Below are 13423 nucleotides of genomic sequence, written 5' to 3' on the forward strand. Positions count from 1 at the left end.
CTGCTCTTTAACAATCCGGAACAAGCTGAAAATTGAAACGACGCGCGCCGCACTCCTCCGTAATAAGGGGTGCACAGGCGACGCGTTCGAGTCTCTCAAATGCTTGCAGCACGCAGCGTTGCAAAACGCCTGTGGGTTGTGAGGTTAAGCGACTAAGCGTACACGGTGGATGCCCTGGCAGTCAGAGGCGATGAAGGACGTGCTAATCTGCGTAAAGCGACGGTAAGGTGATATGAACCGCTACAGCCGTCGATGTCCGAATGGGGAAACCCGGTGCACTCAGTGCATCATCGCAACATGAATACATAGTGTTGCGAGGCGAACCTGGGGAACTGAAACATCTAAGTACCCAGAGGAAAAGAAATCAACCGAGATTCCCCCAGTAGCGGCGAGCGAACGGGGAGCAGCCCAGAGCCTGAATCAGCTTGTGCATTAGTGGAACGGTCTGGAAAGTCCGACGGTACAGGGTGATAGTCCCGTACACAAAAGTGCACAAGCTGTGAGCTCGATGAGTAAGGCGGGACACGTGGTATCCTGTCTGAATATGGGGGGACCATCCTCCAAGGCTAAATACTCCTGACTGACCGATAGTGAACCAGTACCGTGAGGGAAAGGCGAAAAGAACCCCGGCGAGGGGAGTGAAACAGAACCTGAAACCGTGTACGTACAAGCAGTGGGAGCCTCTTTTATGGGGTGACTGCGTACCTTTTGTATAATGGGTCAGCGACTTATATTCTGTAGCAAGGTTAACCGTATAGGGGAGCCGCAGGGAAACCGAGTCTTAACTGGGCGTTAAGTTGCAGGGTATAGACCCGAAACCCGGTGATCTAGCCATGGGCAGGTTGAAGGTTGGGTAACACTAACTGGAGGACCGAACCGACTAATGTTGAAAAATTAGCGGATGACTTGTGGCTGGGGGTGAAAGGCCAATCAAACCGGGAGATAGCTGGTTCTCCCCGAAAGCTATTTAGGTAGCGCCTCGTGAACTCATCTCCGGGGGTAGAGCACTGTTTCGGCTAGGGGGCCATCCCGGCTTACCAACCCGATGCAAACTACGAATACCGGAGAATGTTATCACGGGAGACACACGGCGGGTGCTAACGTCCGTCGTGAAGAGGGAAACAACCCAGACCGCCAGCTAAGGTCCCAAAGTCATGGTTAAGTGGGAAACGATGTGGGAAGGCACAGACAGCCAGGATGTTGGCTTAGAAGCAGCCATCATTTAAAGAAAGCGTAATAGCTCACTGGTCGAGTCGGCCTGCGCGGAAGATGTAACGGGGCTAAACCATGCACCGAAGCTGCGGCAGCGGCGCGTAAGCGCTGTTGGGTAGGGGAGCGTTCTGTAAGCCGTCGAAGGTGGACTGTGAGGTCTGCTGGAGGTATCAGAAGTGCGAATGCTGACATAAGTAACGATAAAGCGGGTGAAAAGCCCGCTCGCCGGAAGACCAAGGGTTCCTGTTCAACGTTAATCGGAGCAGGGTGAGTCGACCCCTAAGGCGAGGCCGAAAGGCGTAGTCGATGGGAAACAGGTTAATATTCCTGTACTTGGTGTTACTGCGAAGGGGGGACGGAGAAGGTTAGGTTAGCCGGGCGACGGTTGTCCCGGTTTAAGCGTGTAGGCTGGCAGTCCAGGTAAATCCGGACGGCCTCAAGGCTGAGGCGTGATGACGAGGCACTACGGTGCTGAAGTAACTGATACCCTGCTTCCAGGAAAAGCCTCTAAGCATCAGGTAACACAAAATCGTACCCCAAACCGACACAGGTGGTCAGGTAGAGAATACCAAGGCGCTTGAGAGAACTCGGGTGAAGGAACTAGGCAAAATGGTGCCGTAACTTCGGGAGAAGGCACGCTGGCGCGTAGGTGAAGGGACTTGCTCCCGGAGCTGAAGCCAGTCGAAGATACCAGCTGGCTGCAACTGTTTATTAAAAACACAGCACTGTGCAAACACGAAAGTGGACGTATACGGTGTGACGCCTGCCCGGTGCCGGAAGGTTAATTGATGGGGTTATCCGCAAGGAGAAGCTCTTGATCGAAGCCCCGGTAAACGGCGGCCGTAACTATAACGGTCCTAAGGTAGCGAAATTCCTTGTCGGGTAAGTTCCGACCTGCACGAATGGCGTAATGATGGCCAGGCTGTCTCCACCCGAGACTCAGTGAAATTGAACTCGCTGTGAAGATGCAGTGTACCCGCGGCAAGACGGAAAGACCCCGTGAACCTTTACTACAGCTTGACACTGAACCTTGAGCCTTGATGTGTAGGATAGGTGGGAGGCTTTGAAGCGCGGACGCCAGTCCGCGTGGAGCCAACCTTGAAATACCACCCTTTAATGCTTGATGTTCTAACGTAGGCCCGTAATCCGGGCTGCGGACAGTGTCTGGTGGGTAGTTTGACTGGGGCGGTCTCCTCCTAAAGAGTAACGGAGGAGCACGAAGGTCAGCTAATCACGGTCGGACATCGTGAGGTTAGTGCAATGGCATAAGCTGGCTTGACTGCGAGAGTGACGGCTCGAGCAGGTGCGAAAGCAGGTCATAGTGATCCGGTGGTTCTGAATGGAAGGGCCATCGCTCAACGGATAAAAGGTACTCCGGGGATAACAGGCTGATACCGCCCAAGAGTTCATATCGACGGCGGTGTTTGGCACCTCGATGTCGGCTCATCACATCCTGGGGCTGAAGTAGGTCCCAAGGGTACGGCTGTTCGCCGTTTAAAGTGGTACGCGAGCTGGGTTTAGAACGTCGTGAGACAGTTCGGTCCCTATCTGCCGTGGGCGCTGGAAAACTGAGGGGGTTGCTCCTAGTACGAGAGGACCGGAGTGAACGCACCGCTGGTGTTCGGGTTGTCACGCCAGTGGCACTGCCCGGTAGCTAAGTGCGGAAAAGATAAGTGCTGAAAGCATCTAAGCACGAAACTTGCCCCGAGATGAGTTTTCCCTGACCCCTTGAGGGTCCTGAAGGGACGTTGAAGACTACGACGTTGATAGGCCGGGTGTGTAAGCGCAGCGATGCGTTGAGCTAACCGGTACTAATGACCCGTGAGGCTTAACCTTACAACGCCAGAGGCGTTTTGGTTGAGAGACAGAAATTTCAGCTTGTTCAGCGGATAACCCTGCGCGGCAGAAGCGGCGCGGGACAACAGAATTTGCCTGGCGGCTGTAGCGCGGTGGTCCCACCTGACCCCATGCCGAACTCAGAAGTGAAACGCCGTAGCGCCGATGGTAGTGTGGGGTCTCCCCATGCGAGAGTAGGGAACTGCCAGGCATCAAATAAGTAAAAAGCCCTTTGCATCCGCAAAGGGCTTTTTTACGTCCTGCATCCGGGCAGACGGCAGCGGCAAGCGGTAAATACCGGCGCATCAGGCGCTAAATACCGCCGGCTCAGCGGCCGGCAAGCCAGCCGGCGATAAAGTCAGCCACCCGGTCAGGCCGGCTGATGTTCAGAACGGGGACGTGAAGCGCCGGGCAGGCATCGCCGGCCACGGCAATAACGTGCCCGCCGGTTAAGGCCTCAGCGCTTTCCTCAGTACCCTCCCGCCATAAAACAATTTTAGGCACAGCTTCGTTTTTAAATCCCTCCACCAAAACTAAATCCAGCTTAGAAGTATCCATACGGCTTACTAAATAATTCAAATCGAACTCTTCTGTATCGGCGTTTTCACACATTAACGCCCAACGTTGTGAGCTGGCGACGATGACTTGATCGGCCCCGGCCTTTCTTAGCACGTAGCTATCTTTGCCTGGCGTATCAATATCCACATCGTGATGGGTATGCTTGATTAAGCCAACACGGATGCCACGCTTTTTAAGCAAAGGAATAACTTTCTGTAGCAGTGTCGTTTTTCCTGTACCGCTCCAGGCGGCTATAGCAAGTATTTTCGCTGTCATATCAGAGTACTTTTAACAGATCCTCGGGCGTGTTTATGTTACGGAAAGCTGACTCATCATCGTTAAGCTGTATTGCATGGCCACCTTGTTCTGTCAAAAACTGCATTAAGCGACGCTGGCCTTGTTGTAAATAAATCTCGAGCGCATCTGCGACACATCGATGTATTAGCGCCAATGTAGGATGATCGCGTTCTCGTGAGCACACCCATACAGCGGGTGCATCACCTTTTTGCTGTAAGAGTTGATGCACATAATCGAGAGGAATTGCTGGCGTATCGCAAGAGCAGAATACCGCCCAGTCACCAGGAATCACGTTGAGCGCACTTAAAATGCCGCCCAATGGGCCTGGATAATCGGTAATAGCATCTTGTATGACTTGGCAGCCACTCAACTGATAACGATCAATGTTACGGTTGGCGCTAATCATGACAATGTCGACTTGCGGCTCAAGCCGCTGAAGAACATGCTGATAAAGCGGTATGCCATTGAGCAGCAATAGTCCTTTGTCCTGACCGCCCATGCGGCGGCCTTGACCACCGGCCAAGATGACGCCGGTTAATGCTGACATAATCATGCCCTCGCTTTTAGCTTTCTGTTAATCACGTTGTGAGGATCCTAAGATGAAATGCCATCGACTGAATGAGTTAATTGAATTACTACAACCTGCCTGGCAAAAGGAACCCGATCTCAATCTGATACCATTTTTACAGAAACTCGCACAACAGTCTGGATACAGTGGCCCATTAAGTGAATTAACAGACGACGTATTGATTTACCATCTGAAAATGCGTGACTCCGCTCAAAGCGATGAGATTCCTGGGCTGAAAAAAGATTATGAAGTCGATTTTAAAACGGCATTACTGCGTGCCCGAGGTGTCATTAAAGATGGCGAGTAATGTATCCTTGCTGGCTAACAGCATGAGACTACATAGGTAAAAAATGAGCGAAGCCGCTTTCACATTCCAGACGCTGAATCCCGATGTGATCCTTGATGCGCTATGGGATACAGGGATTCGTGTCGAGTCAGGGCTGACAGCGCTAAATAGTTATGAGAATCGCGTTTATCAGTTTAGCGATGATGACAAACGCCGTTATGTGGCAAAGTTTTACCGTCCACAGCGCTGGAATGCAGAGCAAATTAATGAAGAGCATCAATTCGCTCTGGATTTGTTGGCTGATGAAGTTCCTGTTGCGGCTCCACTGATTCTGAATGAAAAAACGTTGCAGATGCATTCTGGTTTCTTTTTTGCCGTTTTCCCCAGTTTGGGCGGGCGCCAATATGAAACTGATAATGAAGATCAGATGGAATGGGTTGGCCGTTTTTTAGGGCGCATTCACCAAACGGGGCGTAAGGCGCTGTTTGAGCATCGGCCAACGATGGGCCTGGATGAGTATATCCATGAGCCTCGCCAAGTATTAGAACAGAGCAACTTAGTGCCTGCTAAGCTCAAAGCCAGCTTATTACAGGCAGTCGACAAGCTTGGCATCGCTTTGCAGCAGCGCTGGCATAATGCATGGCAGCCGCTACGATTACACGGCGATTGCCATCCGGGTAATATTTTATGGCGCGATGGCCCACTGTTTGTCGATTTGGATGATGCCAGAAACGGTCCTGCTGTTCAGGATCTCTGGATGCTGATCAACGGCGATCGTCAGGAGCAGCGAATTCAATGGGATATTTTGCTAGAGGCATACAGTGAATTCAGCGACTTCGATATTAATGAATTGTCACTGATTGAGCCTTTACGCGCGATGCGCATGGTTTATTATTTGGCCTGGGTAGTGCGCCGTTGGCAGGATCCGGCTTTTCCACGCGCCTTTCCATGGATGACAGATGAAGATTTCTGGCGCAGACAGATTTCACTATTTACCGAGCAGGAAAAGTTGTTACAGGAACCTCCTCTACAGCTTACCCCGCAATTTTAATGAAGAAGTCAGGAGAGTTTTTCACGATGAAAAAGATTTGGTTTGCACTGATTGGTTTAGTGCTGGCGTTTAGCGCGTCTGCTGCACAATTTGATGATGGTAAACAGTATGTCAGTCTGCAGAAGCCGGTCGCAGGTGAACCTCAGGTGATGGAGTTTTTCTCTTTTTTCTGCCCACATTGCTACCAATTCGAACGCACTTACCACGTCAGTGATGCCGTGAAAAAGAACCTGCCCGAAAACGTAAAAGTGGTTAAATACCATGTTGATTTCCTGGGCGGCGATTTTGGTCCAATTGTGACGCAGGCCTGGGCGGTTGCAATGGCATTGGGCGTTGAAAATAAAGTCACCGCACCTATTTTTGATGGCATTCAAAAAAGCCAAACCATCAATGATGCCGCTAGTTTGAAAGAGACTTTCGTTAAAGCGGCGGGTATCTCTTCTAACGAATATGATGCTGCATGGAACAGTTTTGCCGTTAAGGCATTGGTTGCTCAGCAGCAGAAAGCGGCAGCCGATGTTAATTTACAAGGCGTGCCGGCGATTTTCGTTAATGGCAAATACATGGTAAATAATGGCGGTTTGGATACTAGCTCAATGGATAACTTCGTAGCAGATTATGCCAACGTCGTAAAATTCTTGGTTGAGAAAAAGTAATACCTGCAATCTGCCAAAAAAACGCCAGTTTAGCTGGCGTTTTTTATTTGTATTAAATTTATAAATGCACTACCCAATCTCCAGGGCATAATTTTAATATCCACACAAGGGATCACGTAATTAAAAACCTCGATCGGGTCACTGACTTTCTATAACTCAATGTATTAAAAGATATTACTCAGAAAGATAATTCTTTTGTTATGTAAATAATTAAACGTTATGATTTTTACGCACAAAGTTATCCACAGCATGATCGTTGCGATCCTCGCCTCATTTGCATCAAAAATGACGGTGATTTATCGCCATAATTCAACATTCTCGCCAAGCTGTGGCATCCTTATAGACCAATCCATGGCAACGAAGAATAGACAGACTTATGGCGCAAATAGCAGAAAATCCACTGATTCTGGTTGATGGCTCATCCTATCTTTATCGCGCGTATCACGCGTTTCCGCCGCTGACCAACAGCGCTGGCGAGCCGACTGGTGCCATGTATGGTGTGCTTAACATGCTTAAAAGCCTGTTAACTCAATACAATCCAAGTCATGTTGCTGTGGTCTTTGATGCCAAAGGCAAGACTTTTCGAGATGAACTGTTCGAACACTATAAATCTCATCGCCCACCGATGCCTGATGATCTGCGCGCGCAAATAGAGCCGTTACATGAAATGGTAAAGGCTATGGGTTTGCCTTTACTCGCGGTAAGTGGCGTTGAGGCAGATGACGTAATCGGTACGTTAGCGTTAGAAGCAGAGCAAAAAGGTCGCTCTGTTTTGATCAGTACGGGTGACAAAGATATGGCGCAGCTTGTCACACCCGCTATTACGCTAATCAACACCATGACTAACACGATCCTTGGCCCAGATGAGGTGGAACAAAAATATGGCGTACCACCTTCACTGATTATTGATTTCCTCGCCATGATGGGCGACAGCTCGGATAACATTCCGGGTGTACCGGGCGTGGGTGAAAAAACGGCACAAGCATTGCTGCAAGGCTTGGGCGGTATGCAGTCCATTTATGACAATTTGGATAAAGTTGCTGATTTGTCATTCCGCGGCGCCAAAACCATGGCGACGAAGCTGGAACAGAATCGTGACGTCGCATTCCTGTCTTATCAGCTGGCAACGATCAAAACCAATGTTGAACTGGAGTTGACGTGCGAGCAGCTAACCGTGAGCGAACCAGATGTCGCTGCACTGCAAACGCTGTTTAGCCGTTATGAATTCAAGCGTTGGTTAGCCGACTTACAAGATGGAAAGTGGCTACAAGGTAAAAAAACAATCAGTCTGCCCAGAAGATCTTACCTGATGAACCGGCTGAGCAGCCGACCGAGACCGTCAGCGTGCTTTCTGCAGATGGCTACGTCACCATCCTTGATCAGCAGACATTTGATAGCTGGATTGAAAAACTGAGAAAAAGCGATGTTTTTGCGTTTGATTTAGAAACCGATTCGCTGGATACATTAAGTGCCAATATCGTCGGTATCAGTTTTGCTGTTGCGCCCGGTGAAGCCGCTTATCTTCCTGTCGCACATGATTACCTTGATGCGCCTGAGCAGCTTGATCGTAAAACGGTGCTGGCACAGCTCAAACCGCTGCTGGAAGACAGCACAGCCTTTAAAGTCGGTCAAAATTTAAAATATGACCGTGGAGTGCTGAAGAATTACGATATTGAGCTTGCAGGCATCAAGTTCGATACCATGCTGGAGTCATATATTCTCAACAGTGTGGTCGGCAAGCATGACATGGATAGCCTTTCTGCACGCTGGCTCAAACATAAAACGGTGACGTTCACAGAGATTGCCGGAAAAGGTAAAAATCAGCTCACATTTAACCAGATAGCGTTAGAGCAGGCGGCGCATTATGCTGCTGAAGATGCTGACGTTACGCTGCAGTTGCATTTAAAAATGTGGCCAGAGCTAGAAAAAGAAGCAGGTCCGAAAAAGTCTTCGAGCAGATTGAAATGCCTTTATTGACGGTAATTTCACGCATTGAGCGAAATGGCGTGTTGATCGATCAAAATATTCTGGCACAGCATTCTAAAGAACTTACCACGCGTTTGGCGGAGCTTGAATTAAAAGCGCACGAGTTGGCCGGTGAGCCGTTTAACCTTTCTTCCACCAAGCAGCTTCAGGTTATTCTGTTTGAAAAGCAGGGTATTAAGCCTACTAAGAAAACGCCTGGCGGTGCGCCATCGACCAGTGAAGAGGTGTTAGCCGAACTCGCATTAGATTATCCGCTGCCAAAAGTCATTTTGGAGCATCGTGGTTTATCTAAATTGAAGTCGACTTATACTGATAAACTGCCAATGATGATAAATCCTCTGAGCGGCCGCGTTCATACCTCTTATCATCAAGCCGTTACCGCAACCGGACGCCTGTCATCTACCGATCCTAATCTGCAAAACATTCCTGTGCGTAATGACGAAGGACGTCGTATTCGTCAGGCTTTTATTGCCGCTAAGGGAAACCGTATCGTTGCGGCTGACTACTCACAGATAGAACTGCGCATTATGGCGCATCTCTCCCAGGATAAAGGCCTGTTAGATGCCTTTGCCCAAGGAGAGGATATTCACCGCGCCACGGCATCAGAGGTGTTTGGTGTTGCGCTGAGCAAGGTAAGCGGTGAGCAGCGTCGCAGCGCAAAGGCGATTAACTTCGGTCTGATTTATGGCATGAGTGCGTTCGGGCTGTCGCGGCAATTGAACATTGGTGCAGGAGAAGCGAAAAGGTATATGGATTTATACTTTGAACGTTATCCAGGCGTGCTGCGTTATATGGAAAATACGCGACAGTTAGCCGCCGAAAAAGGCTATGTCGAAACGCTTGATGGGCGTCGACTGTGGCTGCCGGACATCACATCCAGTAACGCAATACGGCGTAAAGCTGCCGAACGTGCAGCGATTAACGCACCGATGCAAGGTACAGCTGCAGACATCATTAAGCGGGCGATGATTGCCGTAGATGGTTGGCTTGAGCAGCAGGATGACAACGCGGTGAAGATGATCATGCAGGTACACGATGAATTGGTGTTTGAAGTCAACGCAGATGCAATTGAGTCAGCAAGCCAGCAGATCCGTACATTAATGGAAGGCAGTATGAAATTAGATGTGCCGTTGCTGGTGGAAGTCGGCGTTGGTGATAACTGGGATCAGGCCCATTAAATTTGACTTTGGGCCTGTAAAGGCGCTCTTTTACAGGCCCGCTCAGAACTATAAGTAAATTGTTTACTTAATCGGTTCAGCCATGCCTCTTTGAGTCTGAAAAAATATGCGTTCACTAACTCTTTAACGACTAAGCATTTTTTCGGTAATTAAACTACATCTAAGAATCATTTTTGTGACGCGCCAGGTAAAAAAACTGTCAAGTTATGAAAACCAGCTACAAAAAATCCTTTGTGGCGCAGAAAAAATCAGGTAAAGTTCGAGGCGTAGGGTACAGAGGTAAGATGTTCTATCTTTCAGACCTTTTACTTCACGTAATCGGATTTGGCTGAATTCTAGCCGCCCCAGTCATTATATGACTGGGGCGTTTTTTATTGGGCTTTATCTGGAAGCGGCGCCTTGGCCGCTAATCATCTTCTACTTATTCTTCAGAATCACTCTCTGCATCTTCTTCTTCTCGCGCCGGTTCTAATTCATTAAACCAGCTGTCTAACTTGTGGCGTACTTTATCGACATTGATCTTCTTCAATGACGAAAACATCTCAACTTGCACATCGCCCATGAATGCTGCTGAAGCTTCACGAACTGCATTAAGCTGTGCTTTACGCGCGCCTGATGCCAATTTGTCGGCTTTGGTCAGTAATAGCAGTACTTCAATATTGCTTTCAACTGCCCATTGGATCATCTGTTGATCGAGATCTTTTAGCGGGTGACGAATATCCATCAAAATCACCAACCCTTTCAGCGCCTGACGTTTTTGCAGATATTCGCCCAATGCACGTTGCCATTTCAGCTTCATCTGCTCTGGTACTTCGGCATAGCCATAACCCGGTAAATCGACCAGACGTTTGCCTTCGCTCACCTCAAACAGGTTAATTAATTGCGTACGGCCTGGCGTTTTACTGGTGCGCGCCAAACTTTTTTGATTGGTTAACGTGTTGAGTGCGCTAGATTTACCGGCATTAGAACGTCCAGCAAAGGCCACTTCAATACCAGTGTCAGATGGCAAATGACGGATGTCAGGGGCGCTAAGAATAAAGCGGGTAACGTGATAATTTAGTTCAGGCAAGATGACACTCCAAAAATACGTATTCGGGCAATGGCGCTGATTATACGCGTTATGGCGCGAAAGTGCTCAATGGCATCCTTTTAGGCTTTTTTGTAAGAGATTTGCCATTAAAAGTGGCAGTTATATCCTCTTTTATTTAATTTTTTAAAAAATAAATCATTATAATTCATTAAGTTAAATAAAAATCATGGGTTTTTCATTGAATCTCAAGACAAGTCTGGCTTGAGGGTTTTACTAATTGGTCTACATTATTGTGCAGTGCATGGCAGCACCCATCAGGATGATGCGCTCAGGAATGTCATGAAGATGAAGAGCGATGGAGTGGAAATGGTCAGGGATTGGGACCGGACAAGGAAAAGGAGATGCTCAGGAGATGAGCTGGCGCGGGAATAACCGGGATGTTGCGAGCCAAAAAGGATTTAAAACATGATTCCTTCTTATGAAGGTGTGAAATAAGGCGACAGCTTAAGCTGTCGCCTTTTTCTTTGTCTGCTTTCTGCTAGATTTCGCCGCAATTCTATACTGAATAAAAACGCTGAGATAAAACACTATGAAGCAACCTGCACGAGCTGCGAACGGCAAACCTGCCGCCAAGGCCAAACGCAAATCGCGTGAAGAAATAAACATTGAAGCACGTGACCGCAAGCGCGATAAAAAGCATCGCGGTCATGCGTCAGGCAGCCGTGCGAATCCCGAAACCAAGGGCAGCAAAAACGGCGGCTCAGGCACTACAGCTAAAGATCCGCGTATCGGGAGTAAGAAGCCGATCGCGTTAGGTGCTGAAGGTCAAACCGCACCGGCTAAAGTGAAAAAGGCGCCAACCAAACCTGCCGTTGAGAAAGTGCGTCTAACGCCTGAAGAAGAATTGGCGAAGCTGGAAAACGATCCCCGTTTGGATAATCTGCTTGATCGCCTTGAAGGCGGTGAAACGCTTTCCGCTGAAGATCAAGGTTGGTTAGACGCAGCGCTTGATCGTATCGATGAGCTGATGGAGCAATTAGGCATCGCCATGGATGACGACGAAGACGAGCAAGCTGAAGAAGATATGTATCGTCTGCTGAAAGGCAACTAAGCTTTTTGACCGGCATGTGTGTTTGCACATGCCGGGCTTAACAGGTAAACACGAATGTTTTGGCCTGGATCAATTTTCGCGCTGTTACTTACATGTTATCTACTTTGGTTATTGATTAAACTACGACGCCTGTCGCGTCTGAAGCATCGTATAAGTCGGGTTTCATCATCCCGCTCACCTTTCTCCTCTTCTGCATCGCGACCTTCTCTTAGACGACGTCACCGGAAGGAATAAGTATGTCATCGCAGCAGATTGAGTGGGATCAGGCGTTAATTGAAAAGTACAATTACGCCGGTCCACGCTATACCTCGTATCCCACCGCGCTAGAGTTCAGCGAAAACTATGCAGAAGATGATTTCCAACGAGCGGTAGCGCGTTACCCCGATCGCTCTTTATCTCTCTATATCCACATTCCGTTTTGTCATCGCCTCTGTTATTTCTGCGGCTGCAATAAAATCGTGACGCGCCAGTTGCATAAAGCCGATCGCTATTTGGATGTGTTAGAGCAAGAAATTCGCCAACGTTCGCCTTTTTTCGCCAGCGTCGAGTGACTCAGCTTCACTGGGGCGGCGGCACGCCGACTTTCCTGAATAAAGCGCAAATTACCCGTTTGGTCACTTTGCTGAAGCAGCATTTTGACGTGGCGGCAGACGTGGAAATGTCGATCGAGATTGACCCACGTGAAATCGAATTAGATATGATCGATCACCTGCGCACGCTGGGCTTTAATCGCCTGAGTATGGGCGTACAGGATTTTAATAAAACTGTTCAGGAACGCGTTAATCGCGTGCAAGATGAAAATGTCATTTTTGGTTTGATGGAAAGAGCCCGGCAGCAAGGCTTTAGCTCAACCAGCATCGATTTAATTTATGGTTTGCCACTGCAAACGCCAGAAAGCTTCGCCTTTACTTTAAAGCGCGTTACTGAGCTCAATCCCGATCGCCTCAGCGTCTTTAACTATGCGCATATGCCCACGCTGTTTGCTGCTCAACGCAAAATCAAAGAGGAGGAGCTGCCTTCGGCCTCGCAGAAGCTTGTTATCCTTCATGAGACCGTCGCTACGCTAACGCAGCAGGGTTATCAGTTCATCGGTATGGATCATTTCGCAAAGCCGCAGGATGAGCTGGCGGTGGCTCAGCGTTCAGGCCTGCTTCATCGTAATTTCCAGGGTTATACCACGCAGGGCGATAGCGACTTGCTTGGGCTGGGTGTGTCGGCAATTAGCATGATCGGTGACAGCTATGCGCAGAATCAAAAAGCGCTCAATGTGTGGTATGAAAGCGTGGGCAGCACGGGTAATGGCTTATGGCGAGGTCTAACGTTGAGCCTGGACGACTGTTTGCGTCGCGACGTGATAAAAATGCTGATATGCAATTTTTCTTTGGATTTTAAAGCGGTAGAAGCGCAATGGAATATACACTTTAACGACTATTTCGCTGAGGATTTAACGCTATTGAAACCATTGATTGCGGATGGGCTGGTGGAGCATAGCGCGACAGGGCTACAGGTTACGGGAGTGGGGCGTTTACTCATTCGGAATATCTGTATGTGCTTTGATGTTTATCTGCGCCAAAAGGCGCGTCAGCAGCAATTTTCGCGCGTTATCTAAAGTAAACGGCTGAAGCACAAGCAATGCTCCAGCCGTTCATCTCAA

At 48.8% G+C, this 13423-nt stretch carries 8 protein-coding genes, 2 rRNA genes and 2 pseudogenes; 9 read left to right on the plus strand and 3 right to left on the minus strand.

The annotated features are described in order from the left end of the window. The first annotated feature begins 142 nt into the window (after window positions 1-142). Together KQP84_RS21970 and rrf are read left to right on the plus strand one after the other, a co-directional pair. A 23S ribosomal RNA gene (locus tag KQP84_RS21970) occupies window positions 143-3048 on the plus strand. A 95-nt stretch (window positions 3049-3143) separates the two neighbouring features. Further along, window positions 3144-3259 (plus strand): 5S ribosomal RNA (gene rrf / locus KQP84_RS21975). Between the two features lie 116 nt (window positions 3260-3375). Here the strand turns inward: rrf and mobB are convergent. Next, window positions 3376-3882, minus strand: a complete 507-nt coding sequence (gene mobB, locus KQP84_RS21980; RefSeq protein WP_215848114.1) for a molybdopterin-guanine dinucleotide biosynthesis protein MobB — start codon at window positions 3880-3882, stop codon at window positions 3376-3378. Window position 3883: 1 nt separating this feature from the next. After that, complete coding sequence (gene mobA / locus KQP84_RS21985; protein WP_215848115.1) at window positions 3884-4450, minus strand: molybdenum cofactor guanylyltransferase MobA; 567 nt, start codon at window positions 4448-4450, stop codon at window positions 3884-3886. 52 nt (window positions 4451-4502) lie between these two features. Between mobA and KQP84_RS21990 the strand changes: the two genes are divergently transcribed. From KQP84_RS21990 to spfP, 5 genes and pseudogenes are all read left to right on the plus strand, one after another. Beyond that, window positions 4503-4778: a YihD family protein gene (locus KQP84_RS21990; RefSeq protein WP_215848116.1), complete on the plus strand. Its 276-nt coding sequence runs from the start codon at window positions 4503-4505 to the stop codon at window positions 4776-4778. Window positions 4779-4821: 43 nt separating this feature from the next. Further along, window positions 4822-5808, plus strand: a complete 987-nt coding sequence (locus KQP84_RS21995) for a serine/threonine protein kinase (RefSeq protein WP_215848117.1) — start codon at window positions 4822-4824, stop codon at window positions 5806-5808. Window positions 5809-5834: 26 nt separating this feature from the next. Then, complete coding sequence (dsbA, locus tag KQP84_RS22000) at window positions 5835-6464, plus strand: thiol:disulfide interchange protein DsbA (RefSeq protein ID WP_215848118.1); 630 nt, start codon at window positions 5835-5837, stop codon at window positions 6462-6464. A 376-nt stretch (window positions 6465-6840) separates the two neighbouring features. Continuing rightward, a pseudogene (gene polA, locus KQP84_RS22005) lies at window positions 6841-9628 on the plus strand (DNA polymerase I). A 284-nt stretch (window positions 9629-9912) separates the two neighbouring features. Continuing rightward, the gene (spfP, locus tag KQP84_RS26435) at window positions 9913-9960 is read left to right on the plus strand and encodes a small protein SpfP (RefSeq protein WP_071892919.1); all 48 of its coding nucleotides are present in this window, start codon (window positions 9913-9915) and stop codon (window positions 9958-9960) included. Between the two features lie 89 nt (window positions 9961-10049). Here spfP and yihA read toward each other — a convergent pair whose 3' ends face one another. Next, window positions 10050-10697 (minus strand): ribosome biogenesis GTP-binding protein YihA/YsxC, encoded by a 648-nt coding sequence (gene yihA, locus KQP84_RS22010; RefSeq protein WP_215848119.1) that lies wholly within the window; start codon window positions 10695-10697, stop codon window positions 10050-10052. Window positions 10698-11247: 550 nt separating this feature from the next. Between yihA and yihI the strand changes: the two genes are divergently transcribed. Beyond that, the gene (gene yihI / locus KQP84_RS22015) at window positions 11248-11769 is read left to right on the plus strand and encodes a Der GTPase-activating protein YihI (RefSeq protein WP_215848120.1); all 522 of its coding nucleotides are present in this window, start codon (window positions 11248-11250) and stop codon (window positions 11767-11769) included. Window positions 11770-12005: 236 nt separating this feature from the next. Continuing rightward, window positions 12006-13378: pseudogene (gene hemN / locus KQP84_RS22020) on the plus strand (oxygen-independent coproporphyrinogen III oxidase). Window positions 13379-13423: the final 45 nt, after the last annotated feature.

The sequence above is a fragment of the Candidatus Pantoea bituminis genome (assembly GCF_018842675.1).
GTDB lineage: Bacteria > Pseudomonadota > Gammaproteobacteria > Enterobacterales > Enterobacteriaceae > Pantoea > Pantoea phytostimulans.

Coding starts and splice junctions, on each gene's coding strand:
- mobB (WP_215848114.1), bottom strand. CDS start 3,882: ATGACAGCGAAAATACTTGCTATAGCCGCCTGGAGCGGTACAGGAAAA.
- mobA (WP_215848115.1), bottom strand. CDS start 4,450: ATGTCAGCATTAACCGGCGTCATCTTGGCCGGTGGTCAAGGCCGCCGC.
- KQP84_RS21990 (WP_215848116.1), top strand. CDS start 4,503: ATGAAATGCCATCGACTGAATGAGTTAATTGAATTACTACAACCTGCC.
- KQP84_RS21995 (WP_215848117.1), top strand. CDS start 4,822: ATGAGCGAAGCCGCTTTCACATTCCAGACGCTGAATCCCGATGTGATC.
- dsbA (WP_215848118.1), top strand. CDS start 5,835: ATGAAAAAGATTTGGTTTGCACTGATTGGTTTAGTGCTGGCGTTTAGC.
- yihI (WP_215848120.1), top strand. CDS start 11,248: ATGAAGCAACCTGCACGAGCTGCGAACGGCAAACCTGCCGCCAAGGCC.